Source organism: Streptomyces sp. NPDC047014 (assembly GCF_040644195.1).
Classification (GTDB): Bacteria; Actinomycetota; Actinomycetes; order Streptomycetales; family Streptomycetaceae; genus Streptomyces.
The window spans coordinates 1-26,371 of record NZ_JBEYVX010000041.1; the positions used below are offsets into that span (position 1 = coordinate 1).

Annotated in this window: 24 protein-coding genes; 9 read left to right on the top strand and 15 right to left on the bottom strand. The window is 74.2% G+C overall.

The genetic code is table 11. The features are described from left to right. Both ABZ873_RS21460 and ABZ873_RS21465 read right to left on the bottom strand, forming a co-directional pair. The coding region (locus tag ABZ873_RS21460) for an AMP-binding protein (protein WP_360874333.1) at window positions 1–650 on the bottom strand (650 nt) is incomplete at its 3' end. Then, the gene (locus ABZ873_RS21465; protein ID WP_360874336.1) at window positions 647–1,411 is read right to left on the bottom strand and encodes an SDR family oxidoreductase; all 765 of its coding nucleotides are present in this window, start codon (window positions 1,409–1,411) and stop codon (window positions 647–649) included. The genes ABZ873_RS21465 and ABZ873_RS21460, both read right to left, overlap by 4 nt. 108 nt (window positions 1,412–1,519) lie before the next feature. Here ABZ873_RS21465 and ABZ873_RS21470 point away from each other — a divergent pair, with 108 nt between their 5' ends. From ABZ873_RS21470 to ABZ873_RS21480, 3 genes are all read left to right on the top strand, one after another. After that, window positions 1,520–2,821, top strand: a complete 1,302-nt coding sequence (locus ABZ873_RS21470; RefSeq protein ID WP_360874339.1) for a DUF1343 domain-containing protein — start codon at window positions 1,520–1,522, stop codon at window positions 2,819–2,821. 83 nt (window positions 2,822–2,904) lie between these two features. Then, window positions 2,905–4,362 carry a serine-threonine protein kinase gene (locus tag ABZ873_RS21475; protein ID WP_360874342.1) on the top strand — a complete coding sequence of 486 codons (1,458 nt, stop codon included), beginning with the start codon at window positions 2,905–2,907 and terminating at the stop codon, window positions 4,360–4,362. Window positions 4,363–4,457: 95 nt separating this feature from the next. Continuing rightward, on the top strand, window positions 4,458–5,039 hold the full coding sequence (locus ABZ873_RS21480) for a hypothetical protein (RefSeq protein ID WP_360874345.1): 582 nt from the start codon (window positions 4,458–4,460) through the stop codon (window positions 5,037–5,039). A gap of 50 nt (window positions 5,040–5,089) precedes the next feature. On the opposite strand, the gene soxR is transcribed toward ABZ873_RS21480, so the two are convergent. Continuing rightward, on the bottom strand, window positions 5,090–5,533 hold the full coding sequence (gene soxR, locus ABZ873_RS21485) for a redox-sensitive transcriptional activator SoxR (protein ID WP_360874348.1): 444 nt from the start codon (window positions 5,531–5,533) through the stop codon (window positions 5,090–5,092). A 118-nt stretch (window positions 5,534–5,651) separates the two neighbouring features. On the opposite strand from soxR, the gene ABZ873_RS21490 reads away from it, so the two are divergent. Continuing rightward, complete coding sequence (locus ABZ873_RS21490; RefSeq protein WP_360874351.1) at window positions 5,652–6,113, top strand: MaoC family dehydratase; 462 nt, start codon at window positions 5,652–5,654, stop codon at window positions 6,111–6,113. Between the two features lie 79 nt (window positions 6,114–6,192). Here ABZ873_RS21490 and ABZ873_RS21495 read toward each other — a convergent pair whose 3' ends face one another. The 3 genes from ABZ873_RS21495 to ABZ873_RS21505 all read right to left on the bottom strand — a co-directional run bounded on the left by ABZ873_RS21495 (window position 6,193) and on the right by ABZ873_RS21505 (window position 8,439). Then, window positions 6,193–6,828, bottom strand: a complete 636-nt coding sequence (locus ABZ873_RS21495; protein ID WP_360874354.1) for a TetR/AcrR family transcriptional regulator — start codon at window positions 6,826–6,828, stop codon at window positions 6,193–6,195. A gap of 85 nt (window positions 6,829–6,913) precedes the next feature. After that, entirely contained in the window at window positions 6,914–7,201 is a 288-nt protein-coding gene (locus tag ABZ873_RS21500; RefSeq protein ID WP_360874357.1) for a YiaA/YiaB family inner membrane protein, read from the bottom strand. Between the two features lie 86 nt (window positions 7,202–7,287). Continuing rightward, a complete protein-coding gene (locus tag ABZ873_RS21505; protein ID WP_360874360.1) occupies window positions 7,288–8,439 on the bottom strand; it encodes an acyl-CoA dehydrogenase family protein in 1,152 nt (383 codons plus the stop codon). A gap of 82 nt (window positions 8,440–8,521) precedes the next feature. Between ABZ873_RS21505 and ABZ873_RS21510 the strand changes: the two genes are divergently transcribed. Continuing rightward, window positions 8,522–9,169 carry a TetR/AcrR family transcriptional regulator C-terminal domain-containing protein gene (locus ABZ873_RS21510; RefSeq protein ID WP_360874363.1) on the top strand — a complete coding sequence of 216 codons (648 nt, stop codon included), beginning with the start codon at window positions 8,522–8,524 and terminating at the stop codon, window positions 9,167–9,169. Between the two features lie 121 nt (window positions 9,170–9,290). On the opposite strand, the gene ABZ873_RS21515 is transcribed toward ABZ873_RS21510, so the two are convergent. From ABZ873_RS21515 to ABZ873_RS21550, 8 genes are all read right to left on the bottom strand, one after another. Continuing rightward, window positions 9,291–10,370, bottom strand: coding sequence for a Zn-dependent alcohol dehydrogenase (locus ABZ873_RS21515; protein ID WP_360874365.1), 1,080 nt, complete (start codon window positions 10,368–10,370; stop codon window positions 9,291–9,293). 22 nt (window positions 10,371–10,392) lie between these two features. Continuing rightward, the gene (locus tag ABZ873_RS21520) at window positions 10,393–11,805 is read right to left on the bottom strand and encodes an aldehyde dehydrogenase family protein (RefSeq protein WP_360874368.1); all 1,413 of its coding nucleotides are present in this window, start codon (window positions 11,803–11,805) and stop codon (window positions 10,393–10,395) included. A gap of 99 nt (window positions 11,806–11,904) precedes the next feature. Next, window positions 11,905–13,416 (bottom strand): citrate:proton symporter, encoded by a 1,512-nt coding sequence (locus ABZ873_RS21525; RefSeq protein ID WP_360874371.1) that lies wholly within the window; start codon window positions 13,414–13,416, stop codon window positions 11,905–11,907. A gap of 73 nt (window positions 13,417–13,489) precedes the next feature. Then, window positions 13,490–15,688: a molybdopterin-dependent oxidoreductase gene (locus tag ABZ873_RS21530; protein ID WP_360874374.1), complete on the bottom strand. Its 2,199-nt coding sequence runs from the start codon at window positions 15,686–15,688 to the stop codon at window positions 13,490–13,492. Window positions 15,689–15,792: 104 nt separating this feature from the next. Next, complete coding sequence (locus tag ABZ873_RS21535) at window positions 15,793–16,416, bottom strand: TetR/AcrR family transcriptional regulator (protein ID WP_360874447.1); 624 nt, start codon at window positions 16,414–16,416, stop codon at window positions 15,793–15,795. Between the two features lie 35 nt (window positions 16,417–16,451). Continuing rightward, window positions 16,452–17,819 carry a hypothetical protein gene (locus tag ABZ873_RS21540; protein WP_360874376.1) on the bottom strand — a complete coding sequence of 456 codons (1,368 nt, stop codon included), beginning with the start codon at window positions 17,817–17,819 and terminating at the stop codon, window positions 16,452–16,454. After that, window positions 17,816–18,628: a hypothetical protein gene (locus ABZ873_RS21545; RefSeq protein WP_360874450.1), complete on the bottom strand. Its 813-nt coding sequence runs from the start codon at window positions 18,626–18,628 to the stop codon at window positions 17,816–17,818. The genes ABZ873_RS21540 and ABZ873_RS21545 overlap by 4 nt, the downstream gene beginning before the upstream one ends. Before the next feature lie 182 nt (window positions 18,629–18,810). Further along, window positions 18,811–21,186: a right-handed parallel beta-helix repeat-containing protein gene (locus ABZ873_RS21550; RefSeq protein WP_360874379.1), complete on the bottom strand. Its 2,376-nt coding sequence runs from the start codon at window positions 21,184–21,186 to the stop codon at window positions 18,811–18,813. A 212-nt stretch (window positions 21,187–21,398) separates the two neighbouring features. On the opposite strand from ABZ873_RS21550, the gene hmgA reads away from it, so the two are divergent. Together hmgA and ABZ873_RS21560 are read left to right on the top strand one after the other, a co-directional pair. Beyond that, window positions 21,399–22,727 carry a homogentisate 1,2-dioxygenase gene (gene hmgA / locus ABZ873_RS21555; RefSeq protein ID WP_360874382.1) on the top strand — a complete coding sequence of 443 codons (1,329 nt, stop codon included), beginning with the start codon at window positions 21,399–21,401 and terminating at the stop codon, window positions 22,725–22,727. 65 nt (window positions 22,728–22,792) lie between these two features. Continuing rightward, window positions 22,793–23,542: a GntR family transcriptional regulator gene (locus ABZ873_RS21560; protein WP_360874385.1), complete on the top strand. Its 750-nt coding sequence runs from the start codon at window positions 22,793–22,795 to the stop codon at window positions 23,540–23,542. A gap of 100 nt (window positions 23,543–23,642) precedes the next feature. Here the strand turns inward: ABZ873_RS21560 and ABZ873_RS21565 are convergent, their stop codons facing one another. Next, a complete protein-coding gene (locus tag ABZ873_RS21565) occupies window positions 23,643–23,804 on the bottom strand; it encodes a hypothetical protein (protein WP_360874388.1) in 162 nt (53 codons plus the stop codon). A 134-nt stretch (window positions 23,805–23,938) separates the two neighbouring features. Between ABZ873_RS21565 and ABZ873_RS21570 the strand changes: the two genes are divergently transcribed. Continuing rightward, window positions 23,939–25,063, top strand: coding sequence for a type ISP restriction/modification enzyme (locus ABZ873_RS21570; RefSeq protein ID WP_360874453.1), 1,125 nt, complete (start codon window positions 23,939–23,941; stop codon window positions 25,061–25,063). A gap of 84 nt (window positions 25,064–25,147) precedes the next feature. Then, window positions 25,148–26,344, top strand: a complete 1,197-nt coding sequence (locus ABZ873_RS21575) for a CaiB/BaiF CoA-transferase family protein (RefSeq protein WP_360874391.1) — start codon at window positions 25,148–25,150, stop codon at window positions 26,342–26,344. Window positions 26,345–26,371 lie beyond the last annotated feature (27 nt).

Here is a 26,371-nt window from a genome sequence, read left to right on the forward strand (position 1 = left end):
CTGCCAGCCCCACGGGACGGAACCGGTCCGGTAGCCCACCCCACGGCGGCGATGAGGCGCTGACCTTCCCGCCGCACAGCTCCCTCCACACGGCCCTGGGCCTCTGGGGCCGCGCCCGGGAAGACCCGCGGGTCGTCGCGGGTCTGGAACTCCCGCTCCGAGGCGGTGAGCACGCACCGTACGGCGCTGTCGCGCACCGCCTCGCGCAGGTACGCCGCCCAGGCGCCGGCCTCGCAGACCAGCGCGGCGGCCCCGGAGTCGCGCAGGACGTGCCCGGCCTCCCCGGCCCGGTACATGGGGTTGAGCGGGACGACCACGGCCCCCGCCTTCCAGGCCGCGAGCACGGCCAGGACGAAGTGCGGGGTGTTCTGGAGCATCACTGCGACCCGGTCGCCGCGCCGGACGCCCCGCGCGGCGAGGTACCCGGCGAGGGAGCCGGAGAGCGCGTCGGCCTCGGCGTAGCCGATGCGGCCGTCGAAGTAGGCGAGGGCGGTGTGCCCGGGGGCGCGGGCGGCCGCCTCCCGGAAGGCGTGCAGCACGGTGGGCGGCGGCGCGACGGGCGCCCGCTGGACGGGCGCGAGCAGACCGAGCCAGGGCTGCGCCGCGTACGCCGACCCCTCCGGGTACGCCCCTTCATCGGCCGGGGTCACCCGGTCTCCCAGGTCCGCTGGAGGTGGTTCATGCCGGTCAGCCAGCGGTCCGGGTCGGTGGCGCGGACCGCGTAGTACCCGGCGACCTCGGGGTGCGGGAGGATCAAGAAGCGGCCCTTCTCCATGCCGTCGAACAGCGCGTCCGCGACCGCTTCCGGCTCGATCGCGGTCGGCGCGAGGACGAGTTCGCCCGCCGTGCCCGCGGCGGTCAGCATGTCGGTGCGCACCCCCTGCGGGCAGATGGCGTGGACCTGGACACCGCGGTGCCGGTAGGTCAGCGAGAGCCATTCCGCGAAGGCGAGCGCCCCGTGCTTGGTGACACTGTACGGGGCCGCTCCGATCATGGTGAGCAGTCCCGCGGCCGAGACGGTGGAGACGAACCGGCCGCTCCCCCGCTCCAGCCAGTCGGGCAGCAGCAGCCGGGCGGCGCGCACGTGGGCCATGACGTTGACGTCCCAGGCGGCCTCCCAGACCTCCTCCTCCGCGTCGGCGCCGCCGCCCGAGCCCAGCCCGGCGTTGGCGCAGTACACGTCCACGCTCCCGCCGAGCGCTTCGCGGGCCTCGGCCACGATCCGCGAGGCGTCCCCCGGCACCGCGACCGCCCGGGAGCCGATCGCCCCGGCGACGGCGGCGGCCCGCGCGGGGTCGAGGTCGTTGACGACGACCCGGGCGCCCTCGGCCGCGAAGCGGTGGGCGAGGGCGGCGCCGATACCGCCGCCCGCGCCGGTGACGACGACTCGCTGGTCCTGGTACGCGCTCACGGGGGTCCACCTCTCCTGGGGCCGGCGGCCGGATGCCGGTCCGGACGAGCGGCAGACTAACCGGTCGGTATGTCGGGGCGGAAGGGGCCCGGCCCCTAGCGTGACCGGATGACGCTGACACGACGCGGGGTGCTGGGACTGGCGGGGGCGGCCGCGGGAACGGCGGGCGCGGCGGGCACCCCGGGCGCGGCGGCACCGGCCTCGGCAGCGGCGGCACCGGCCTCGGCGGCGGAGGCCGCGAGCGCCGCCGGGCGGCCGGGCCGGGTGCGCACCGGCTTCGAACGGCTCGCGGCGGACGGCTACCGGGCGCTGGCCGGGCAGCGGATCGGGGTGGTCACCAACCCCACCGGGATCACCGCCGACGCCCGGCACCTGGTCGACGTACTCCACGCGGACGAGCGGGTGGACCTGGTGGCGGTGTTCGGCCCCGAGCACGGCTTCCGCGGTACCGCGCAGGCCGGGGGCTCCGAGGCCGCCGCGAGGGATCCGGCGACCGGCCTGCCGGTGTACGACACGTACGGCAGGAGCGGGCAGCGGCTGGCCGAGGTGTTCACGGCGGCGGGGGTGGACACGGTCGTCTTCGACATCCAGGACGTCGGGGCGCGCTTCTACACCTATGTCTGGACCCTCTACGACTGCATGCGCGCGGCCGCCCTCGCCGGCAAGGCGGTGGTGGTGCTGGACCGGCCGAACCCGGTGGGCGGCCGCCGGGCCGCCGGGCCCGTGCTGGAGCGGCCGTACGCGAGCTTCGTGGGCCGGGAGCCGATCGCGCTCGCGCACGGGATGACGGCGGCGGAGCTGGCGCGGCTCTTCCGCGGCGAGTTCCTGGCCGACGCCCCGGTGCGGCTGACCACGGTGGCGATGTCCGGCTGGCACCGGGGCTCCTTCTTCGGGGAGACCGGGCTGCCCTGGGTGCCGCCGAGCCCGAACATGCCGACCCCGGACACGGCCCTCGCGTACGCCGGGACCTGCCTGTTCGAGGGGACCAACCTCTCGGAGGGGCGCGGGACGACCACGCCCTTCGAGGTGGTGGGGGCCGAGGGCCTGGACCGGCGCTGGGCGGAGGCGGCGAACGGGCTGGGGCTGCCCGGGGTGTGGTTCCGGGAGGCGTATTTCACGCCGTCCTTCTCCAAGTTCACGGGGAAGGTGTGCGGCGGGGTCCGGCTGGTGGTGCACGACCGGGAGCTGTTCGACCCGGTGCGGGCCGGGATCGGGCTGCTGGTGACGGCGCGCCGGGTGTGGAGCGGCTTCGCGTGGCGGCCGGACCACTGGATCGACCGGCTGACGGGCTCGGCCCGGGTGCGCGAACTGGTGGACGCGGGGGCCGGGGTGGACGAGGTGGCGGGCGACTGGGCGGCGGGACTGGCGCGGTTCGAGGCCGTACGCGGGGAATACCTCCTGTACCGGTGAGCCGAGCGCGTCGGGGGGCTGGCCGGGCGGGGGCGTCGGCAGGATGCTGGCGGCACCGGAGGCGCGGTGTGAAGGGGGACGTCATGACGGACATCGAGGGCCGGGCGGGGCTCGGGCGGACGGGAGGGCTCGGGCGGACGGCGGGCCTCGGCCGGACGGCGGGCCTCGGCCGGACGGCGGGCCTCGGGCAGGCGGCGGGCCTCGCGGGCGGGCAGGGGCTCGGGCCGGAACTCGCGCCGGGCGTGGCTCCGTACGCGGAGCTGACCTTCGACGCCGAGGGGGACGTGGACCGGGCCACACAGGGGGCGGTGGCCCGGATGGAGGCCACGGACCTGCTCGTCTTCGCGCACGGCTGGAACAGCGACCGCTCGGCGGCGACCCGTCTCTACGACCGCTTCTTCGCCCCCTTCCCCTCGCTGGTGGGGGCGGGCGTACGGCTCGGCTACGTCGGCGTGGTGTGGCCCTCGATGCGCTTCTCCGACGAGCCGATACCCGACTTCGACCCGCCCGGCGCCCTCGGCGGGCTCGCGGAACCGGGCTGGGGCCGCGCGCTGGACCCGCGCACCCGGCGGGCGCTCGGGGAGCTGTGGCCGGGGCGGGAGGCGGAGCTGGACCGGGTGGCGCGGCTGCTGGAGGAGCGGCCGGACACGCCCGCCGCCTTCGTGGAGTTCGGGGCGCTGGTACGGGAGCTGGCGGGGGTGGACGCGGTGACCCCGGGGGACCCGGTGGCCGCCGCCGCGGCGCCGCCCGCGGCGGTCCCGCTGATCTTCACCGAGGACGTGCTGGAGGTGTGCCGGGTCCTCGCCCGCGCCCTGGAGCGGGCCGGCGGCCCGGCCGCCCCGGACGGCGCGGGGCCCGCCCTCACGGCCGGCGACGCGGCGCGGGGCCTGTGGGGCGGCGCCAAGGAGCTGCTGCGGCAGGCGGCGTACTACCGTATGAAGAAGCGCGCGGGGGTGGTCGGCGAGCGCGGGCTCGGACCGGTCCTGGCCCAGCTGGCGGGGGTGCGTCCCGCCCTCCGCTTCCACCTGATCGGGCACAGCTTCGGGGCGCGCGTGGTGTCCTTCGCGCTGCGCGCGGTGCCGGACGGGGGCCGGTACGTGAAGTCCGTGACCCTGCTCCAGGGGGCCTTCTCGCACTACGCCTTCTCCGACCGGCTCCCCCACGACAAGGCCCGCGGCGGAGCCCTGCGCGGCCTCCAGCACAAGGTCGACGGCCCGGTGCTGGCCTGCCACTCCGCGCACGACTCGGCCCTCGGCGTCTTCTACCCGCTGGCCTCCCGGATGGCGGGGGATTCGGCCGGACTGCTGGGTTTCGACGAGCGGTGGGGCGCGATCGGGCACGACGGGGTCCAGGCGGTGCCCGGCGCACCCCGGCTCGGCCTCGCCGCCGCCCTGCGCGAGGGGGTGCCCGCGGCCGGTTGCGTCAGCGTGGACGCGGGCTCCGTGGTCCGGCGCGGCGGCGCCCCCTCGGGGGCGCACAGCGACATCTGCCACGAGGAACTGGCCCGGCTGGTGGTGGCCGCGGGGCGCATGGGGCGCTGAGATCCGGCCATGTGCCACCCGTACGCCTCGACCGCCCCCGCATGCGCCCAGGGTCGGCCGGGCATGTTGGGCACATCGGCGGAGGTGATGGTGTGATGGCGGGATTCCGGAGTCTGGCCTACCAGGTGCGGGACGCACGCAACGACCGGGCTCTGCGGCGCCACTCACTGCGCCGCTGCCTGGAGCGTTTCGCGCCCTACGGGCACCGGGCGACATGGTGGCATCTGTGCGACCGGCACGGGATCGCCCCCGAGGACCGGGGTGCTGATCCCCTGCGGCTGGTGGCCGCGCTGGAGGAGCTGGAGGACGCCCGCGGGGTCTGGCTGGAGTACGAGCGCCAGTTCGCGGAGCGGCGCAGGCGCGAGAAGCACCACGGGCTGCGGCGGCCGGAATGGGCCTGGGGCGACAGCGGGGACGCGGTGGTGCGCTGCGCGGACCCGGGCGTCCGGCCCGAGGGGACCCTCGGGGAGGTGCTGCGGCGGCTGATCCACGCCCTGGAGTCGGAGCCGGGCACGGCCTGCCCGGTCTGCGGGGACACCGAGCTGCAGTGGCCGCAGGTCCCGGCGCTCTGCCCCTGGCAGGGCATCCACTCCTGGGACGGCCCGGTGTGCGCGGGCTGCGGCATCGTGGTCCCCAGACCGGCCCTGGCGGACACCCCGACGGCCGGGGCAGCGTAGGGCCGCCCCGCCCGGAGTGCGTGGCCGCGGCGCGGGAGAGCGCGCGGGGGTTAGAGCCGGGAGCCGGTGAAGCGGTCGCCGAAGACGTCGTCGGGGTTGGAGAGGGCGCAGGTCTCCATCGAGAGGCAGCCGCAGCCGATGCAGTCCGTCAGGTGGTCGCGCAGGCGGGCGAGACGGCTGATGCGCTCGTCGAGCTCGGTGCGCCACGCCTCCGAAAGACGGGCCCAGTCCTCGCGGTTGGGGGTGCGCTCCTCGGGGAGCTGCGCGAGGGCGTCGCGGATGCTGGCCAGCGGGATGCCCACGCGCTGGGCGGCGCGTACGAAGGCGACGCGGCGCAGGGCGTCACGGGTGTAGCGGCGCTGGTTGCCGGACGTGCGGCGGCTGTTGATCAGGCCCTTGGTCTCGTAGAAGTGGAGCGCCGAGACGGCCGCGCCGCTGCGGGCGGACAGCTGGCCGACGGTGAGCTCGTGGACTTTTTCGGGAATCTGCGGCACTCGGCCGAGCCTAGTCGGAGGTCCGTTGACATCCGCACCTGGGCCCCAGCATGCTGAGCAAGCGCTTATTCGTCCGTCACGACGTTCGTGATCCGTCCGCGAGAGACAGGAACAGGGCATGGCCGAGCCGAGGGTCTTCACGTCCGCCGAGGAGCTGCGCGCCGGGGTCGGCGCACCGCTCGGCCCCAGCGCATGGCTGGAGGTGGACCAGAAGCGGATCGACCTCTTCGCCGACGCCACCGGCGACCACCAGTGGATCCACGTGGACCCCGAGCGCGCGGCCGGCGGACCCTTCGGCTCCACCATCGCGCACGGCTACCTGACCCTGTCGCTGCTGCCCAGCCTGGTCCCGCAGATCATGCGGGTGGAGGGCATGCGGATGGGCCTCAACTACGGCACGAACAAGGTGCGTTTCCCGGCCCCGGTGCCGGTCGGCTCGCGGTTGCGCGCGACCGCCGCGATCACGGAGGTCACGGAGGCGGGCGGCGGGGTGCAGGTCACGGCCACCGTCACGGTCGAGCGCGAGGGCGGGGACAAGCCGGTGTGCGTGGCGGAGTCGGTGTCGCGGTACTACTTCTGAGCCGCGCGCGGGCTGCGGGGCCGCGCGCCGTCTACGGGGCCGCGCTCCGGCTACTGGGCCGCGCGCGACCGCTGCCGGGCTACGCGCCGGGGCGCGGCCGCGCCCCCACCATGCGCAGGACGAGGTCGGAGTAGAGCGCGCCGACCTCGTCCGGATCCCGCTGCCCGGACACGCTGAACCAGCGCGCCACGTCGATGCACAGCGACAGCACGGCGAGGGTGGTGCCCGCCACGTCCGGGACGTCGAACTCCCCCGCCGCGACCCCGTCGGCCAGGATCCGGCGCACGGCGGCATCGCTGCGGCGGCGCAGCGCCACGATCTCGGCGCGGTGCTCGGGGGCGAGCGCGTCGAGCTCGTACTGGACCACGCGCGCGGTGGTGTGGTGCGCCGCGTGCCACCGTACGAAGGACCGCACGGCCGCGTCGAGCCGCTCGGCGGCGCAGCCGGGGCCCTCGGCGGCGGTGGTCAGGATCTCCAGCGCCTTGTCGTGGCCGATCCGGCTGATGCGGTGGAGCAGCTCTTCCTTGGTCTTGTAGTGGATGTAGAGCGCGGCCGGGCTCATCCCGGCCCGGCCCGCGATGTCGCGGGTGGTGGTGGCGTGGTACCCGCGTTCGGCGAAGGCGTCGACGGCGGCGACGAGCAGCCGCCGTGCGGCGTCGGGGGTGACCTCGGACCACGGCCGGTAGCCGTCGACCGTGTCCTCCGCGCTGTCCATCGCTCACTCACCTCTTCGCCGTGTGGGAGTGAACACCTTACCGGAGGGTGAGCAAGCGCTTAGCGCTCTTGGGCGGACGCCCCGGCTACTTGGGCGAGAAGGGGTCGTACTCGGCCAGGATCTTCTCCATCCGGGCCTGGTCCACCCGGTTCACGATCTGGCCGACCTCCTGGCGGTCGCGGACCACCTTGGCGAGGGTGAAGGCGGAGGTGGTGAGGTAGAGGACCGCGATCCCGAGGAAGGCGCGGACCCAGCCGTCCGTGTCCAGCTGGTAGATCCCGACGGCGACGGCCGCGAGGGCGATACCGAAGGAGGCGACGGCCTGGCCGTAGTACGCCCCCGTGTTCTGCTGCTTGACCGGTGTCTCGTTCATGGGTCGAGCATCGGGCGGGCGCGGGGGCGGCACATCCGCGCGGGTACTCAGGTCGGGTACTCATGTGGCCCGCACGGGGCCGCGGTTCAGAAGGCGGAGACCCCCGTGCGGGCCCGGCCGATGAGCAGTTTCTGGATCTGGCTGGTGCCCTCGTAGAGGGTCATCACGCGGGCGTCGCGCAGCAGCTTCCCGGCCGGGTACTCGTCGATGTAGCCGTAACCGCCGTGCACCTGGAGGGCGTTGCTCGCGGCGCGCACGGCCGCCTCGGAGGCGAAGAGCTTGGCGGTGGAGGACTCGGTGGCGAAGGGCAGCCCGCGGTCGACGAGGTCCGCCACCCGCCAGGTGAGCAGCCGGGCCGCGTCCACGTCCACGGAGATGTCCGCGATGAGCTCCTGGACCAGCTGGTGGTGGGCGATCGGCCGGCCGAACTGCTCGCGCTGGCCGGCGTACGAGACGGCCGCCTCCAGCGCCGCCTGGGTGATGCCGACGCAGCCCGCGGCGACCGACATCCGGCCCTTGGCCAGGGCGGACATGGCCACCGAGAAGCCCTTGCCGGCGGGGCCGAGCAGGGCGGAGGCGGGGACGCGGACCCCGTCGAGGGCGATCTCGGCGGTGGCCTGGCCGCGCAGGCCGAGCTTGCCGTGGATCTCGCGGCGGGTGAGGCCGGGGGTGTCGGTGGGGACGAGGAAGGCGGAGACCCCGCGGTGGCCGGGCTCCTCACCGGTACGGGCGAAGAGGAGCATCACATCGGCCCAGGTGCCGTTCGTGATGAACATCTTGGCGCCGTCGAGGACGTAGTCCTGCCCGTCGCGCACGGCGCGGGTGGTGAGGCTCGCGGCGTCGGAGCCGGTGCCGGGCTCGGTCAGGCCGAAGCAGCCGAGCGCGTCGCCGGAGCAGAGCCGGGGCAGCCAGTCCCGCTTCTGTTCCTCGGTGCCCCAGGCGGCGATCGTCTTGGCGACGAGTCCGAGGGAGACGGAGACGATCCCGCGCACGGCGGAGTCGCCGCGCCCCAGCTCCTCGGTGACGAGGACGTAGGCGAGGTGGTCGCCGCCGGAGCCGCCGTACTCCTCGGGCACGGTCAGCCCGAGGAAGCCGAGCGCGCCCAGCTTCTTCACGATCCCCCGGTCGACGCTCTCGGCGCGGTCCCACGCGGCGGCGTACGGGACCACCTCGCGCTCGGCGAACTCGCGGGCGAGCCTGCGTACGGCGTCCTGCTCCTCGCTCAGCTCCAGGTTCACCGGGACCCCCTCCGGGCGGTGTGCGGCCGGGGCTTTAACTAGCACCGGTAGTTTATGGCGGGCAGGGCCTACTATGTGGCGCATGGCCAGACCGCGCAAGCCCCTGCTCAGCCGGGACCGCATCGTCGAGGCGGCCGGGGCGCTGGTCGACGCCGAGGGGCTGGAGGCGGTGTCGACGCGGCGGCTGGCGGCCGCGCTCGGGGTGAGCGGGCCCTCGCTCTACAACCACTTCCGGACGAAGGACGAGATCCTGGACGCGGTGGCGGACGCGGTGAGCGCGCGGGTCGACCTCTCGATGTTCGACGGGGGCCAGGACTGGCGGGGCGCCCTGCACGCGTGGGCGCACTCGTACCGGGACGCCCTGTCGGACCATCCGAACATCGTGCCGGTCCTGGCGCGCGGGCCGGGCCGCCGCCCGGCGGGGCTGCGGCTGGCGGACGCGGTGTTCGGGGCGATGACGGCGGCGGGCTGGCCGCCCGCGCAGGCGACGCGGATCGGCGCGCTGATGCGGTACTTCATCCTGGGCTCGGCGGTGGGCTCCTTCGCCCGGGGCTTCGTCGACGACCGCGCGGCCTACGACCCGGCGGACTACCCGCACCTGGGGCAGGCGCATCTGCTGGCGGAGCGGCAGCGGGAGGTGGACGAGGGCGCGTTCGAAACGGGCCTGGCGGCGCTGCTGGACGGGCTGGGGCTGCAGTACGAGGCGCTGGGGGCGGAAGACTCCGGGTAGGGCGCCCGCTCGCCCGGCCCCGGCCCCCGGATGCGGGGCCGGGGGCGCGGGCTTCGGGCTTCCGACTGCGGGCTTCGGGCTTCGGGCTGCGGGCTTCGGGCTTCGGGCTGCGGATCAGTCCCTAGAAGACGACCAGGGAGCGGCCGCCCTTGCCCGCGAGCATGGCGTCGAAGGCGGCCGGGATGCCGTCCAGGGTGATCCGGTCGGTGACCAGGGCGCCGAGGTCGAAGCGGCCCGCGCGGATGTGCTCGGCGATCACCGGGAGGTCGCGGGCCGGGTCGCTGTTGCCGTAGACGCAGCCGGTCAGGGTGCGGGCGAAGTGGAAGATCTCCAGCGCGTGGAAACCGACCTGCTGCTCCTTGCCGCCGATGCCGACGACCGTGGTGCGGCCGCCGCGCCGGGTGGACTCCCAGGCTCCGCGGATGGTCTCGGCCCGGCCGACGCACTCGACGGCGACGTCCGCGCCGTGGCCTCCGGTGAGCGCGCGGATCTGCCGGGCGGTGTCCTCGGCGGCGAGTACGAAGTCGGTGGCTCCGGCCGCGCGCGCCAGCTCCTCCTTGGCCGGGGACACGTCTACGGCGATCACCGGGCCCGCCTGCGCGATCCGCGCGGCCTGGAGCGCGGCGAGGCCCACCCCGCCGACACCGAAGACGGCGACCGACTCCCCCGGGCGGACCTGGGCGCTGTGGTGCACCGCCCCGTAGCCGGTGAGGACGGCGCAGCCGAGCAGCGCGGCCTCCGCGAGCGGGATCCCGGCGGGCGCGGGCAGCACGCAGTTGCCCGCGACGACGGTCTCCTCCGCGAAGGCGGCCACGTTCAGCCCGGGGTGCAGGGCGGTGCCCTCGCTGTCGTGGGCGTGGATGCCGCCGACCCCGGTCAGGGCCTTCGCGCAGAGCCACACCTCGCCGAGCGCGCAGTGGTGGCACTGCCCGCAGGACGGGGCCCAGTTGAGCACCACGCCGTCGCCGGGGGCGACGTGCGTGACGCCCTCCCCGACGGCGAGGACCGTGCCCGCGCCCTCGTGGCCGAGGACGGCGGGCACGGGGACCCGCATGGTGCCGTTGCTCAGGGACAGGTCGGAGTGGCAGACCCCGGCTGCGGCGAGCCGGACGCGGACCTGCCCGGGGCCGGGATCGGGCAGCACGATGTCCCGTATCTCCAGCGGGGCTCCGACGGCGGGCAGGATGGCGGCGCGGACCATGGGCGTCGTCTCGTCTTTCCGGTCAGAACTGCAGGGACTTGGTCTGGAGGTATTCGGCCAGGCCGTGGCTGCCCAGCTCGCGGCCAACGCCCGACTGCTTGTGCCCGCCGAAGGGCGCGAGCACGTTGTAGCGGCCGCCGTTGATGTCCACCTGGCCGGTGACCATACGGCGCGCGAAGGCCACGGCCGTCTCCTCGTCCGCCGCCCAGACGGCGCCGCCCAGGCCGTAGACGGTGCCGTTGGCGATACGCAGGGCCTCCTCCTCGTCCTCGTAGGGGAGGATCGACAGCACGGGGCCGAAGATCTCCTCCTGGGCGATCGCCATCTCGGGGGTGACGTCGGCGAACACGGTCGGCGCCACGAAGTAGCCCTGCGCGTGCGGGGCTTCCGGTCCGCCGGCGACCAGCCGGGCGCCTTCCTCGATACCGCGGGCGATGTAGCCGAGGACGCGCTCGTGCTGCTGGGCGTTGACGACCGGCCCGAGGCGGGTGCCTTCCTCGCGCGGGTCGCCCGACGGGTACTTCTCGACGGCGGCCGCCGCGAGCGAGACGGCCTCCTCGTACTGGTCGCGGTGGACGAGCATGCGGGTGAGCGCGTTGCAGCGCTGACCGGTGTTGGCCATGACGTGGCCCACGCCGGTCGCGACCGCCTTGGCCAGGTCGGCCCCGGGCAGGACGACATTGGCCGATTTGCCGCCCAGCTCCAGCGCGACCCGCTTGACGGCGGCGCCGGCGGTGGCGCCGATCTTCCGGCCGACGGCGGTGGAGCCGGTGAAGGAGACGAGGTCGACCCCTTCGTGCGCGGCGAGGGCCTGCCCGGCGACCGGACCGGTACCGGTCACCAGGTTGAAGACCCCGGCCGGGACACCCGCCTCGTGCACGGCTTCGGCGAAGAGCTGTGCGGTCAGCGGGGTGTCCTCGGCCGGCTTGAGGACGAGGGTGCAGCCGGCGGCGAGAGCGGGCGCCACCTTGGCAACGATCTGGTACAGCGGGTAGTTCCAGGGCGTGATGGCCGCGACCACACCCACCGGCTCCAGGAGCACGGTGGAGTTCCCGATGCGCTCCTCGAAGGAGTAGGAGGCGGCCAGTTCGACGAAGGATGAGGTCACGGCGGCCGCCCCGCCGACGTGCACGGCCTTGGCGAAGGCGAGGGGTGCGCCCAGCTCGGCGGTGATGGTGTCGGCCAGCTCGTCCTGCCGGGCCACCAGTACGTCGCGCAGGGCGCCCACCAGGGCGGCGCGTTCGGCGGGCGGGGTGGCCGCCCAGCCGGGCAGGGCCGCGCGGGCCGCCCGTACCGCCGCGTCCACGTCCCCCTCGGTGCCGGCCGGGACCGAGGCGATGACCTGGCCGTCGGCCGGGTTGACGACGTCGATCAGCTCGCCTCCGGCGGCGGGCCGCCACGCGCCGTCGATGTACATCCCGTCGTGGGCCTTCATGGCATTCCTCCCGAGTACGCAGCGGGGCGTATGGATCCGACCTCCCGACACCCTACAAACTAGCGGCGGTAGTTTTCTGCGGCCAGCGGGCGCCGGATATCAGATGATGCCGAAAAGCATCCCCGCCGCGAGGACGACGAGGGAGGTGAGGGCGGCCCACTTCACGGTGAACCGGGTGTGGTCGCCGAACTCCACTTTGGCCATGCCGACGAGCACGTACACGGCCGGAACCAGCGGGCTCGACATGTGCAGCGCCTGCCCGACGAGGGCCGCGCGGGCGATTTCGAGCGAGGAGACCCCGTGGGCGGCGCCGGCCTCGGCCAGGACGGGGAGGACGCCGAAGTAGAAGCCGTCGTTCGACATGAAGTAGGTGAGCGGCAGGCTGAGCAGCCCGGTGACGAGCGCCATGTGCGGGCCCATGCCCTCGGGGATGGCCCCGACGAGCCAGTCGGCCATGTGCTTGACCATGCCCGTGCCGGTGAGGACGCCGGTGAAGACGGCGGCGGCGAAGACCATGCCGGCGACGTTCAGGACGTTGTCGGCGTGGGCGGCGATCCGGGCCTTCTGGTCGGGCATGTGCGGGAAGTTGACGGTGAGGGCGAGCGCGGCACCGAGCAGGAACAGCACGAGGATCGGCAGCCACTCCATGATCATCGCGGCGAGCAGGGCGACGGTGAGCCCGGCGTTGAACCAGTACAGGCGCGGGCGGAGGGTGGAGCGGTTCGGGTCGAGCCCCTGGAAGCCGTCTTCGGGCTGGGCGGGGGTGTCACCGTCGGCGGGGGCACCGCTGCCGGTGGGGGCGGTGGTGGACGGCGGGGCGGTGGGCGGCGAGACGGTGGTCGGCGGGGTGATGGACGGCGAGACGGTGGACGTGGACACGGTGGTGGCGGTCGCGGTGGCACCCGGGGCGGCGGCCGGAACCAGGTCCCCCTCGGGGACCTCGTCGGGGACCTTCCCGGCGGTCTCCTCGGGGTGTCCCTGCCCGGGGAGCGCGAGCACGCCGACGCGGCGCCGCTCCTTGAGCCCGAGGACGTACGCCAGCAGGAACACGAAGAGCAGTCCCGCCGCCAGGGCCGGGATCATCGGGACGAAGATGTCGGCGGCGTCCAGCTTGAGGGCGGTGGCGGCGCGGGCCGTGGGGCCGCCCCAGGGCAGGGTGTTCATGACGCCGTTGGCGGTGGCCGCGACTCCGGTCATCACCACCAGGCTCAGCCCGAGTCGCTTGTAGAGCGGGTACATGGCCGAAACGGTGATCATGAAGGTGGTCGAGCCGTCGCCGTCGAGCGAGACGATCGCGGCGAGGACGGCCGTACCGACCACGACCCGCATCGGGTCGGCCTTGCAGAAGCGCAGGATGCCCCGGACGATCGGATCGAAGAGGCCGACGTCGATCATCACGCCGAAGTAGACGATGGCGAACATCAGCATGGCGGCGGTCGGTGCGAGCTTCCCGACCCCGTCGATCACGTAGTCACCGAGGTGCGCCCCCTTGCCTGCGAACACGCAGAAGAGTGCGGGAATGAGCACGAGCGCCGCGATGGGCGACATTTTCTTCATCATGATCAGGACGAGGAATGTCGCGATCATGGCGAAGCCGAGGAAGGTCAGCATGGGGGGAAGGTAGGTGCCGCCTCCTGGGCCCAACAAGGTGTCGGGCCGTGAGCAATACGAGCAAAACCCCAGCTCAGGGCAGGGGTGCGAGCTGGACGGGGAAGCCGTTGAGCACGGCCGTACCGGAGAGCCGGTCGAGCAGGGTGCCGTCGAGCAGCTGGTTGACGTTGGCCCCCGGCGCGGCTCCGGCCACCGCGAGCCGGGCTCCGGCGCGGTTGTGCCCCCAGCCGTGCGGGAGGCTCACCACTCCGGTGCGGACGGTGTCGGTGACCTCGACGGGCACCTCCACGCTGCCGCCGTCGGCCGTGATCCTGGCCCGCCCGCCATGTGTGAGACCCAGCCGGTCCGCGTCCTGCGGGTGGACGTGGAGGGTGCAGCGGTTGGAACCTCCGGTGAGGGCCGGGACGTTGTGCAACCAGCTGTTGTTGGACCGCAGGTGGCGGCGGCCCACGAGCACCAGCGCGGCGGGGCGTCCGGCGAGCGTCGCGCGCAGCCTGGGCAGCTCGGCCGCGATCGGCTCCGGCAGCAGCTCGATCCTGCCGCTGCGCGTCCTCAGCACCTCGGGCAGCCGGGGTCGCAGCGGCCCGAGGTCGATGCCGTGCGGGGCCTGGCGCAGGTCGTCGAGGCCGAGCCCGTACGGCCCGAGGCGCAGCATCAGGTCGAGCCGCCGCTCCGGCCCGTCCCGGCCCGCGAGGGTGCGCGCGTACGCCGCGGGGTCGGCTCCGTGCAGCGGCGAGTGCGGGTCGGTGACGGCCCGGGCGAGGGTGTCGGTGATGACGCGCTCATCCACGGCTTCCGGCGGGGCTCCGTGCAGCCCGGACACGGCGAGGACGAGGCGCGCGTGGATCTCGCACTCGGCCATGAGCCCGTCCTCCAGGGGGACGGCGGGCGGCGAGTACCGGACCTGGTTGTGCACGGCGAAGCCGTTGAAGGCGAAGTCGAAGTGCGGGCTCTGGGCAGGGGGCGGCGGGGGCAGGACGACATGGGCGTGCCGGGAGGTCTCGTTCAGGTACGGGTCGACCGAGACCATGAAGTCGAGGCCGGCCAGCGCCCGGTCGAGACGGTCGCCGTCGGGTGCGGACAGGACGGGGTTGGCGGCGATGGCGATCAGGGCACGGATCCGCCCCTCCCCCGGCGTCTCGATCTCCTCGGCCAGGGCGGCGGTGGGCAGTTCGCTCTTGACCTCGGGGTGACCGCTGACCCGGCTGTGCCAGCGGCCGACCGTGAATCCCCGGCCGGGCCCGGCCGGCCGAGGTGCCCGGTCGGTGGCGGAGAGCGGGAAGAGGGCTCCGCCCGGCCGGTCGAGATTGCCGGTGAGGATGTTCAGTACGTCGACCAGCCAGCTGGCCAGTGTGCCGTGTTCGACGGTGCAGCTGCCGATCCGCCCGTAGACGGCGGCAGTGGGTGCGGCGGCGAGTGCGCGGGCGAGGACGCGGATCTCGTCGGCCGTGAGGTCGCAGGCGGGTGCTACGGCCTCAGGAGTGAAACTACCAAGCGCGTCCGCGAGTTCCCCGAGTCCCAGGATCCTTTCCTCCAGCGGACCGGGCGCGGCCAGCTTCTCGTTCAGCAGCGTGTGTGCGAGGGCCGCGAGGAGCAGGGCATCACTGCCGGGGCGCGGTGCGAGGTGGCGGTCCGCCAGGGCGGCCGTCCGGGTGCGGCGCGGGTCGACGACCACGAGGGTGCCACCCCGTGCGCGCAGGGCCTTGAGCCGCCCGGGGAAGTCGGGCGCGGTGCACAGCGATCCGTTGGATTCCACCGGGTTGGCACCGAGGAGCAGCAGGAAGTCGGTGCGGTCGAGATCGGGGACCGGAATGGCGAAGGGGTCGCCGAAGAGCAGCCCGCTGGAGACGTGCTTGGGCATCTGGTCGAGGGTGCTGGCGGTGAAGAGGTTGCGGGTGCCGAGGGCCTTGAGCAGCAGCGGCGGGTAGAGGGCGCCGGCCATGGTGTGGACGTTCGGGTTGCCGAGGACGACGCCGGTGGACTGGGGTCCGTACTCCCGCAGCAGCGCGGGGACGGCCGCGGCGACGGCCTCGTACGCCTCCTCCCAGGTGGCCTCCCGCAGTCGGCCGGAGCGGCGGACGAGGGGGGTCCGCAGCCGGTCGGGGTCGGCGTCGAGCTGCCCGAGCGCGGCGCCCTTGGGGCAGATGAACCCGCGGCTGAACACGTCGTCGCGGTCGCCGCGGGCTCCGGTGACCTGCGTCCCCTCGATGGTGAGGGTGAGGCCGCAGGTGGCCTCGCAGAGGGGGCAGATGCGCAGGGCGGTGCGGGGCATGGGCCCTCCAGGACGGCAGGCTGCGGCACGGGCATGCGGGCGCCCCGAGCATACCGACCGGTAGGCACGTTGACGAGAGGTGCGGGCGGCGGCTGCGGAGTGCGTCAGTCCAGTACGCGGGCCAGATAGGCGTGCATCATCGCGCGGGTCTCCCCCACGATCCCGGGATCGCCGTCCGGGTCGGTCCGGAAGGCGAGCTGGATCAGCGCGTCCGTGGCCTCGACGGCGACCAGGACCGCGCGCTCCAGCGCCGGATCGGGCGTCAGGCCGAGGTGGGTGGAGAGCAGTTCGGTCAGCCGGGCGGCGACCTGCCGGTTGGGATCGCCCTCGGTGTCCTCGGCGGGCGGCGCGGGCACGCCGAAGTCCACCAGCGCGAAACCGGGCACGCTGCGCTTCATCGCCAGGTACTCGTCGAGCACCGCGTCCACCACCGGCCGCCAGTGCCCCTCGGCCGGGAGCGCGGCGAGCCGGCCCGCGATGCCGTTGACGTAGCGGTCGAGATTGCGGTGGGCGAGGGCGACGGCCATGGCCCGCTTGTTCCCGAAGAAGCGGTAGACGGACCCGATGGGCACTCCGGCGCGCTGGGCGACGGTGCGGGTGCTGAGGTTCTCGTACCCGGTCTCGTCCAGGAGTTGGGCGCAGGCGTCCAGGATCCGGGCGAGCCGGTCGGCGCTGCGCTGCTGGACGGGCTCGCGGCGCAGGGAGTGGGCGGGAGGCACGGGGTCCATCATGCCGCTCCTCGCTTCGGGGTCCGGAGGCGGCCTCAGTTCAGGAGCAGACCGAGGCCACCGATCGTATAAGTGATCATCAGCGCGAGCAGCGGGAGCTGTCCGGCAACGGCCCTCGCGGGCGGGAAGAGGCGCACGGACCGGTCGTGAGCTGCGACGACACCGAGGACGTGGCCGGTGACGACGGCGATGACCTGGAGGGCGGCGAGGCCGCCGGGACCCAGGGGCGGGGCCGGTTCGGGGGCGTTGTCAGTGCCGAGTGCCATGATTACTGTGCGTGGTCCTTCGACTACCAGGAGGGAGAAGTAATGGGCGATGAGATAGCCGAGGGCGATGGGGACGAGTGAGTGCGCGAAGGCGGTCAGCGGGCCGGGGTGCGGGCCGCTGACGAGGCGGGTGGCCGCCGCGCACAGGCAGTAGAGGGTGGCGACGAGGGCGACGGAAGCGAGCAGTCCGAGCGTGGCCGTGGGGGTGCGGCCGAGGGGGGAGGTCTGGAGGGCGTTGATCCAGGAGGGGTTGTCGGAGAAGCCGTCGTAGGCGGTGGATCCGAGCAGGACGCAGACGGTGGCGACGAGTCCGGGCCGCTCGGGTGTCGCGTCGAGTCCGTGGAAGGGGTTGCGGAGCACGAGGCGGCCGTCGGCGCGGCGGCCGAGGGGGGAGAACCGGGCCAGCAGGGTGGAGTACGCCTCGAAGGCGTCACCGTCCTCGAACCAGCGCTCGCCGAAGCGGGCGGCGAGCAGGAGTTGGGCGGCGGCGTAGGTAGGGACTGCGATCAGGAGGGTGGTGGTGGATGCGGGATCGGGCGAGACGAGTTCGAGCCAGGTGAAGGCGAACAGTCCGGCTGCGGCGGGCCACAGTCCCAGCCGGGCGGGAAGGGGGCGATCGGGGGAACGGCGGCGCAGGGCGCGGAAGGTGAGGCGGTGCAGGGTGCGCAGCGGGTTGAGCAGGCGCCAGACGGGGCCGAGGAGGAGGGAGGCGGGGACGAGACCGACCCAGAAGAGGACGTAGACGGCGCCGGGAGCGGGGTTGCGGGCGGGGTCGTCGGGACCGAGGAGGAGGTGGAGCAGGACGAGGAGCGCGGCGGCGAGCCCGAGGCCGCGCAGGGCGGTGCGGGTGGCCGGCGCGTCGGCCACCCGCTGGAGGGCGGCGGGGAGGGCGAGCCCCGCCCGCGCTCCGCGGAAGCGGGAGGTGGACCAGAGCAGGCCGAGTGCGAGAAAGGAGACGAAGAGGGCGGCGAAGGCGCCTGCGAAGGCATAGAAGGGGGAGATCGGCAGATCGTGCTGCGAGCCGATGCCGTGCGCGAGCGCGGTGACGGGGTGGGGCTCGGCCGGGTGAAGGACCACGCCCTGGCCGTAGGCGCCGCCGCCAAAGCCGCCGCCGCTGTGGGTGGGGGTACGGATCATCGGACGAGAAGCTGGGTCAGGACGAGGCGGGACTCGTGGGTCTCGACCTCGAAGAGGCCCGTGCGGTCGGCCGTGAGGGTCAGGGTGGCCTCCTGGCCCGCGGGGAGGGCGAGTTCCTTGTCGTAGCCGTGGACGTGCAGGGTGTCCGCCCGGTCGCTGGTGACGCGCAGCGCGACCCGCTCCCCGCGCCGCAGCTCGGTGCGGGCGGGGGCCGGGGTGACCTTGCCGTCCCGGACGCTGATGGTGACGGTGCGGTCGGCCTGCTCCTGGCCCGGCGGGTCGGGCTGGGGCTGCTGGCCGTCGTGGCTGTGGCCGCCGCCTGCCGCGCCGGGGGCGGCGGCGGTCAGCTGGGCCGTGCCTTCGACGGGCTTGCCGGAGACGGCCCAGGCGGTGTGGTCGTCCGCGTAGAGGCGGACGGTGAGGGTGTGCTCGCCCTCGGGGACCTGTGCGGAAGGGAGGTGGAACCAGGGGCCGTAGAGACGGGCGATCTTGCGGCCGTCGAGCTCCAGGTGGGCGTGGCCGGCGCCGGTGAGGGCGGCGCCGCCGGTGCTGTCGGGGGTGAAGCGGAAGTTCTTGGTGGCCAGTTGCAGATTCCACCCGTCCTCGGAATCCGGCCGAACGGCCAACCGAACCTCCGGCGCGCCCGCAGCCGGAACCTCACGGAGCTTGTGCCCGGCGGCGTCGGTGCCGGCCAGCAGCGTGCCGACCTCACCGGACGCCTGCTCATGACTGGTCCCCGGCTTGTGATGGGTGGTGGCCCGCCCCCCACAACCGAGCAGCGCCACCGCGGTCACGACGAGCACGGCAATGCCCCGGACGGCCCGCCCTCGCCTGCTGCCCACGGGGGTGCGCTGGGCTACGCCGCCTGCACGCGGCGCCGGGGGCCCGCTGGCCTTGGCGACTGCGTCGGCCGTGTCGGCCGTGCGGGTCCGGTGGCTCGGGTTGGGGGTGCCGGGGGCGGCGGACGGGGGCTGGGTGTCGGGCTGGCTCGTCACGACCGGCCTCCCGTGGCCGGGCCCGCCGGAGGTTCCGGCTGCGTGGGCTGCCCGGTGGGCCCGCCTGCCGGAGGCTCCGGGTGCTCGGGCGCCTCCGTGGGCCCGCCTGCCGGGTGCTTCGGGAGCGTTGGCCGCGCGGTGGTCCCGCCTGCCGGGGGCGGGGCGGCCGGGCTGGCGCCCGCCTGGGCAGTGGCTGCCGAGGGCGTAGTGGCCGCCGGGGTTGGGTTGCCACCCGTCGGGTACGGGCCGGCGCCCGTAGAGGCCGGGTTGTCGCCGCCCGTGGCCGGGGCAGCGTCTGCCGGGTGCGGGGTTCCGCCCGCCGGGGGTGTCGGGTGCTCCGGCGCATCGGCCACCGGTGTCGGGGTGGGGCGGGAGGAGGCTATGGCGGCCCAGAGGAGCCACGGGATGGTGAGGAGGGTGCGGAGCCAGGCTGGGCTTATGGGGGTCCAGGGGATCAGGAGGAGGGATTTGTCCATGGCGTCCAGGAAGGTGAGGAGGGCCAGGAGGAGGGTGAGGCGGGAGAGCCAGGGGTGGGTGGGGCGGAGGGCCAGGGCCGTGCCCGTCAGCCAGAGGGTGAGGAGGAGCAGGGCCAGGGCGGGGGCCGCCGTGGGGGTGAGGGGGAGGGTGGAGCCGGCCACGTCCAGGGCCAGGCCGGCCAGGCCCAGCAGGGCGGCGGCCGTGCCCAGGCGGGAGTTGCGCAGGCGGCGCCACCACAGCACCCCGCCGACCAGCAGCAGGACCCCGGCGACGGCCAGGGCGAGCTGGGTCTCGACGCGTTCCAGGCCGCGCGCGCCGTACCAGTCGCAGCCGGCCGGGAGCTTGCGGGCCTGGACGTTGTAGTCGGCGCAGACGAGGAGCTGGACCAGTTTGACCGGCTCGCCCACCAGCCGGGCCGACGCCCCCGAGACGGCGCCGCGCCGTTCCCCGCACTGCGGGAGCGTGCCCGGGGTGGAGCCGTCGGGGCCGTCCTGCCAGCAGTTGCCCCGGCCCTGGCCGTCCCACCAGACGTCCATGCCGTTGGGGCGGGAGGCCCCGGAGGGGTCCTTGCCGAGGGTGTTCCCGGCGTACCGGTTGTGGTGCGAGGTGTCGGTCTGCTTCGACCACGCCTCCTCGCCCCGGATGAAGGCCGGGACCGCGCTCAGGAAGAAGCCCGCGCGTTCGTGCCCGTACACCCAGTTGTTCTCGTACAGGTTCCAGTTGCCGCCCGCGGTGATGATGCCGGTGCCCGGCGGCATGGAGATCTGGGGGCAGACCACCCCGCGCTCGTAGCCGCGCTCGACCGGCGGCTTGGCGCAGGTGCCGTCGGCGACGTGGCGGTAGTAGTCCTGGTTGTTGTCGTGGATCAGGTTCCGCTCGAACCTGGCGTGGTTCTGCGGGAGTCCGGGGTGGCCGGGGAAGGCGCTGTCCATGGAGGCGCCGCCCATGTTGTGGTCGAACTCGTTGTCGTGGACCCAGACCGAGTCTCCGGCCGTCCCCGAGTAGCCGACCATGTTGTGGTGGCTGCGGCAGCCGGTGATCTCGATGGAGTAGCGGGGGACGTCGTAGCCGCGGCCGTCGTTGATGTCCGAGGCGCTGCCGGGGTAGATGCCGGAGTCGCCGTTGCCGTAGGACTCGCAGTTCTTGTACAGGCCGTGGTCGCTGGCGAAGGTGAGGAAGCCGTACTCGTCGTTCCAGCGGGTGAGGACGTCGTCGATGACGAAGCCGTCGGCGGCGAGGACGTACAGCGAGTTGAAGGTGGTGCGCTGGGCGGTGAAGTTGCGGAAGTAGATCCCGTCGGACTTGTCGGCGCGCAGGGCGTTGAGCTTCTGGTACTTGGCGTCGATCACCACGTCGAGCCGTGAGGCGCCCGTGCCCTCGATCTGCAGGTCCTTCTTGCCGAGGATCGCGACGAGGTTCTGGTTATGGCGGCACCGCTCCTGCTGCTCGTAGGACAGGATCTGGTAGCCGAGCGCGGAGTCGGGGGCCTTGAGCGCGGCGCACTCCCCCACCGGTTTCGGCAGCGAAGGCTCCTCCTCGTAGAGGCCGGGGAGGATCGCGATGTTCATGCCGGGCCGGTCGACGGCGTCGACGGCCTCCTGGAGGTGCCGGTATCCGGTGCGCTCGCAGCGCTCGTACAGGGCGAGGTTGCGGGCCCGCAGCTCCTCGGGGAAGGCGGATATCCGGCGCTCGAACGCGGGCCGGTCGGTTTTGCAGACGATCAGGTCCGGTTCGGCCTTGCGGTACTCCGGTACGGAGCCGGAGCCGTCCGGGAAGGTGACCGGGCGCTCTTCGTGCGCGACGGCGGCGGGCGCGGCGGCGAAGAGGGACAGGAGCGCGAGGAGGGCGGCGAGGAGCGCCGCCGGCACGGCAGGGAACCTGCGGGTCCACGACATGCGCGTGAGAGTAGAGCAATGTTCATCTTTTCGGATCCCCCCGCGCAGCAATCCGCCGGCCCCCCGAGCACACGGACCCCGAGCCCGTCGGCCCCCGCCCTGAGGACGACCCCCGCCCCAAGGCCGGCCCTCGCCCCGATCCACCGTTGACGCGGAAGCCGCCGAATCCTACTGTCAGCCATAGGATTCCTTCGACGGAGCGGGAGCAGCACATGAGCGAGCAGGCCGGCAGCGAGCAGGCCAGGAAGACGGCCGAGGCACTGGAGTACCTCACCGGCTTCGGCAACGAACACAGCTCGGAGGCCGTCCCCGGCGCACTGCCGCTCGGCCGGAACTCGCCCCAGCGCGCCCCCCTCGGCCTCTACGCGGAGCAGCTGAGCGGCAGCGCCTTCACCGAGCCGCGCAGCCACAACCGCCGCTCCTGGCTCTACCGGATCCGCCCCTCGGCCGCCCACCCGCCGTTCACCCGGACCGACAACGGCGCCCTGCGCACCGCCCCCTTCACCGACGCCCCCGCCGACCCCAACCGGCTGCGCTGGAACCCGCTGCCCGACCCGGCTCCCGGCACCGACTTCCTCGACGGCCTGTGGACCCTCGGCGGCAACGGCGACGCGGCCCAGCGCGCCGGCATGGCCGTCCACCTCTACTCCGCCAACGCCTCCATGACCGACCGGGTGTTCAGCGACTCCGACGGCGAGCTGCTGATCGTCCCCGAGCGCGGCGGCCTGCTCCTGCGCACCGAGTTCGGCCTGCTCTCCGCCCGCCCCGGCGAGGTGGCCCTGATCCCGCGCGGCGTGCGCTTCCGCGTCGAGCTGCTGGACGCCGACGCCCGCGGGTACGTCTGCGAGAACTACGGCCAGCCCTTCGTCCTGCCCGACCTGGGCCCGATCGGCGCCAACGGCCTCGCCGCCGCGCGTGACTTCCGGGCGCCCGTGGCGGCGTACGAGGACGTCGAGCGCCCGGTCGAGGTGGTCAACAAGTTCTGCGGCAACCTCTGGTCGGCCACCTACGACCACTCCCCGCTCGACGTGGTCGCGTGGTACGGAAACCACGTCCCCTACGTCTACGACCTGCACCGTTTCAATGTCCTGGGCACGATCAGCTACGACCACCCGGACCCGTCGATCTTCACCGTCCTGACCTCGCCCTCCGACACCCCGGGCCTCGCGGGCGTGGACTTCGTGGTCTTCGCGCCGCGCTGGCTGGTCGGCGAGGACACCTTCCGCCCGCCGTACTTCCACCGCAACGTGATGAGCGAGTACATGGGCCTGATCGAGGGTGCCTACGACGCCAAGGCGGAGGGCTTCGTGCCCGGCGGCGGCTCGCTCCACAACATGATGTCCGCGCACGGCCCCGACCACGAGACCTTCGACAGGGCCAGCGCCGCCGAGCTCAAGCCGCAGAAGATCGACGACGGCCTGGCCTTCATGTTCGAGACCCGCTGGCCGATCACCGCCACCGCCCAGGCGGCCGGCGCGGACCACCTCCAGCGCGGCTACGACGACGTGTGGCAGGGTCTGCGGCGCCACTTCCGCGCCTGACCTGCGCCTGCGTACCCTGCGTAGGCCGCACGCCCCGCCCTGTCCAGCCGTTCGGAGATCCACCCGTGACCGCCTTCGCCCCCGACTCGCTGGTACTGAACCGGAAGCTGCCCCTCTGGTACCAGGTCTCGCAGTCCCTGCGCGCCTCGATACTGGGGCGCACCCCGGACGCCTCGCTGCGCCTGCCCACCGAGGAGCAGCTGGCGGAGCACTACGGGGTGAGCGTGCTCACCATGCGGCAGGCGCTCAAGGAGCTGGAGGGCGAGGGCCTGATCAGCCGCCACCGGCGGCGCGGCACCTTCATCGAGCCGGGCGCGCTGCGCAGCACCCCGGTCCGGCTGCTGGGCTCGGTCGACGCGATCGTGGCCCAGCAGTCGGGTGACCGTACGACGATTCTCGGCCACGGGCGGACCCCGGTCGCCGGGGAGCTGGCCCAGCACTACCCGGACCTCGCCGAGGTGGTGACGTACCGCAGGCTGCGCCTGGACCGGGAGAGCGGGGAGCCGACGAACTGGGCGGAGAACGCGCTGCGGCCCGAGTTCGCGGAGGCGGTGGACCTGGCCGATCTGGAGCGCTGGCCGATGACGAAGGTGCTGCGGGACGTGGTGGGGGTGCGGATCAGCCGGATCACGGACACGGTGGAGGCGCGGCTGGCCGACCCGGAGACGGCGGAGCTGCTGCGGGTGCCGCTGCTCAGCCCGATCCTGCACTACACGGGCGTGACGTACGACGAGGACGGCCGGGTGGTGGACGTCGCCCGCATCCGCTACCGCGGCGACCGTTTCTCCTTCACGGTGACGGTCGACGCGCACTGACGGCGGGCGGCGCGCACGCACGGACGGACGGCCGTCGGCTCCGTCGGCGTCCGTCGGCGTCCGCCGGGCACCGCCGACCACCGGCGAGGGCCGCGCCCGGCTACTTCTCGTCGTCCTCGGCGGTCCGCTCCCCCTCCGCCTGGGAGGGCGTGGTGCGTGCCGTCTGGGGGTGGCGCTGGCTGCGCTGCGCCTCGTCCATGTCCTCGTCGAGGCGTTCGCCCTCGGCCTGCGACGGAGTCGAGTATTCGTCGTACTGACTCATGAGCCCTCCCGCCCGTTTCCGTCCATATGCGTACACAAGGAGCGTAGCTCTTCGGCCCGGGGGCAGCCCGGCCGCCGGATGCCGTCGCTACCATCGGCGGCGTGAGCGACGACGTACCGCTGCTGGACGATCTGATGCCCTGGGCCGTGGGCGGTCTGCGCCTGGGCCGGGACTGGGTGGCCGCACCCGATCCGGCGGCCCTCCGCACCCGCTGGGCCGCCCTGGCCGGCTCCGAGGGGGCCGAGCGGGACCGGCTGTTCCGCCCGACTCGGAGCCGTACGCCCACCACCCCGGCCGCGGCCCTGCCCGGACAGCGCGCGGCGGCCACGGCCCGCTTCGCCGAGGCTCCGGGCCCCTGCCCCGAGCCCGTACGGGTGCTCCGCGAGCCCTTCGACGAGCAGTGGCTGCTGCCCGACCAGCGGCTGATCGACACCGCCCGCCCGGAGCTCTGGCGGGTCCGCGACGCGCACCAGCTCTACCTGGTCGAGGCACCGGAACCGCTGGTCACCGCCCATCTCCCGGCCGGCCGGCTCGGCCGGATCCGCCCCCTCCACCGGCGGCCCGGCGGCGCCGAGCCCAATCTCGCCCCGGGCCTGCCCGCGCTGCTCGCCGAGCACCACGGCGGCCCGGTCGCCCCGGAGGACGTCCTGTGCTGGATCCTCGCGGCGGGCCGCCCGGGCCCCCGCGGGTACGAGGTCCCCCTCACCGCCGACCCCGCGCGCTGGCGGGCCGGGCTGGAGCTGGGCCGCCGGCTGCTCACCGTCCAGCTGCGCGGCGCCCGCGGCGGCGAGCCGCCCCGGCTGCCCGGCGGACGGCGGCCGTACGTGCGCTCCGCGGTCGGGTCCTGGCCGCGCGGGCTCTCGTACGACCCGGAGACCGAGACGCTGGGCCTGGGCGACGGGACGGTCTCCCCGGTGCCTGCCGGGGCCTGGGAGTACGAGGTGCAGGGCGTGCGGGTCCTGGAGGCGTGGTGCGCCGCCCGTACGGCGCACCGGGACCCGGAGGCCGAGGGGCTGGCGGCGCTGGGCCCGTCGGCGTGGCCGCAGACCTGGACCTCGGAACTGCTCGCCCTGGTGACCACCCTGGCCCTGCTGGCCGAACTGGCCCCGGAACGCGCCGCCTTCGACCCGGGCCCGTCCCTGCCGTCCGAGGCCCTCCGGGCGGCCGGGGTGCTACCCCCACCGCCGTGGACCCGCCGCCCGGCCTCGGTCCTGGACCACCAGGAGGAGGGCCCGGACGGCCAGTTCGCCCTGCTCTGACCGGGCAGCCTCCACGGGCCTTCCGCCCGGTTCGTTGTCCTGCGGCTGATGACACGGGGACGTCGGAGCAGGTAGGGAGGGGGCATGAGTCTTGAACCGCTTCCCCTGGACGGGATCACCGTCGTCGCCGTCGAGCAGGCCGTCTCGGCGCCCTTCGCCACCCGGCAGCTCGCCGATCTCGGAGCCCGGGTGATCAAGGTCGAGCGGCCCGACGGCGGGGACTTCGCGCGGGCCTACGACACCGCCGCGCACGGCCTCGCCTCGCATTTCGTCTGGGCCAACCGCGGCAAGGAGTCGATCGCGCTCGACCTCAAGAACCCGCGCGGCCGGGAGGTCCTGCACGGGCTGCTCGCCGGCGCCGACGTGTTCGTGCAGAACCTCGCGCAGGGCGCCGCCGCCCGGCTCGGGCTCGACGCGGCCGCGCTGTGCGCGCGCTACCCGCGGCTGGTCGCCGTGGACGTCTCCGGCTACGGCGCGCAGGGACCGTACGCCCACAAGCGCGCCTACGACATGCTCGTGCAGTGCGAGGCGGGGCTGGTGTCGGTGACCGGAACCCCGGAGGAGCCCGTCAAGGCGGGTATCCCGGCGGCGGACATCGCGGCGGCCATGTACACCTTCTCGGGGATCCTGGCCGCCCTGCTGCGCCGCGGGACCACCGGGCGCGGGGGTCCGGTGGAGGTGTCGATGCTGGACGCGCTCGCGGAGTGGATGGGGCATCCGCTGCACCACACCCTGCACGGCGGGCAGCAGCCGGCGCGCACCGGCCTCGCGCACGCGGTCATCGCGCCCTACGACGCCTATCCGACGGCGGACGGGGACCGGGTGCTGCTGTCGGTGCAGAACGACCGCGAGTGGCGGCGGCTCGCGGAACAGGTGCTGGAGCGGCCCGAGTTGGCCGGGGATCCGGCGTACGCGACGAACACGGCGCGCACCGCGCGGCGGGAGGAGACCGATGCCGTGGTGGCCGAGGCGCTGGCCGGGCTGGGCGCGGACGAGGCGATCGGGCGGCTGGAGGCGGCGGGCATCGCCTGCGCGCGGCTGAACTCGGTGACGCAGCTGGCCGGGCATCCGCAGCTCGCGGCGCGGGACCGCTGGCGGGAGGTCGGCTCGCCGGTGGGTCCGCTGCGGGCGCTGCTGCCGCCGATCGTGCTGCCGGGCGGCGCGGCACCGCACATGGGTGCGGTGCCCGCGCTGGGTGAGCACACCGACGCGCTGCTGCGTGCCCTGGGGATGGCGGGCACGCAGATCTCGGAACTGCGCCGGGACGGTGTGATCGCGTAGGGCCGGGTGGCCGGTGGCCGCGGAGAC

Coding starts and splice junctions, on each gene's coding strand:
- ABZ873_RS21520 (WP_360874368.1), bottom strand. CDS start 11,805: ATGAAGGCCCACGACGGGATGTACATCGACGGCGCGTGGCGGCCCGCC.
- ABZ873_RS21515 (WP_360874365.1), bottom strand. CDS start 10,370: ATGGTCCGCGCCGCCATCCTGCCCGCCGTCGGAGCCCCGCTGGAGATA.
- ABZ873_RS21570 (WP_360874453.1), top strand. CDS start 23,939: ATGCCCTGGGCCGTGGGCGGTCTGCGCCTGGGCCGGGACTGGGTGGCC.
- ABZ873_RS21565 (WP_360874388.1), bottom strand. CDS start 23,804: ATGAGTCAGTACGACGAATACTCGACTCCGTCGCAGGCCGAGGGCGAA.
- ABZ873_RS21525 (WP_360874371.1), bottom strand. CDS start 13,416: ATGCTGACCTTCCTCGGCTTCGCCATGATCGCGACATTCCTCGTCCTG.
- hmgA (WP_360874382.1), top strand. CDS start 21,399: ATGAGCGAGCAGGCCGGCAGCGAGCAGGCCAGGAAGACGGCCGAGGCA.
- ABZ873_RS21470 (WP_360874339.1), top strand. CDS start 1,520: ATGACGCTGACACGACGCGGGGTGCTGGGACTGGCGGGGGCGGCCGCG.
- ABZ873_RS21535 (WP_360874447.1), bottom strand. CDS start 16,416: ATGGACCCCGTGCCTCCCGCCCACTCCCTGCGCCGCGAGCCCGTCCAG.
- ABZ873_RS21475 (WP_360874342.1), top strand. CDS start 2,905: ATGACGGACATCGAGGGCCGGGCGGGGCTCGGGCGGACGGGAGGGCTC.
- ABZ873_RS21510 (WP_360874363.1), top strand. CDS start 8,522: ATGGCCAGACCGCGCAAGCCCCTGCTCAGCCGGGACCGCATCGTCGAG.
- ABZ873_RS21550 (WP_360874379.1), bottom strand. CDS start 21,186: ATGTCGTGGACCCGCAGGTTCCCTGCCGTGCCGGCGGCGCTCCTCGCC.
- ABZ873_RS21530 (WP_360874374.1), bottom strand. CDS start 15,688: ATGCCCCGCACCGCCCTGCGCATCTGCCCCCTCTGCGAGGCCACCTGC.
- ABZ873_RS21490 (WP_360874351.1), top strand. CDS start 5,652: ATGGCCGAGCCGAGGGTCTTCACGTCCGCCGAGGAGCTGCGCGCCGGG.
- ABZ873_RS21540 (WP_360874376.1), bottom strand. CDS start 17,819: ATGATCCGTACCCCCACCCACAGCGGCGGCGGCTTTGGCGGCGGCGCC.
- ABZ873_RS21480 (WP_360874345.1), top strand. CDS start 4,458: ATGGCGGGATTCCGGAGTCTGGCCTACCAGGTGCGGGACGCACGCAAC.
- ABZ873_RS21500 (WP_360874357.1), bottom strand. CDS start 7,201: ATGAACGAGACACCGGTCAAGCAGCAGAACACGGGGGCGTACTACGGC.
- ABZ873_RS21575 (WP_360874391.1), top strand. CDS start 25,148: ATGAGTCTTGAACCGCTTCCCCTGGACGGGATCACCGTCGTCGCCGTC.
- ABZ873_RS21495 (WP_360874354.1), bottom strand. CDS start 6,828: ATGGACAGCGCGGAGGACACGGTCGACGGCTACCGGCCGTGGTCCGAG.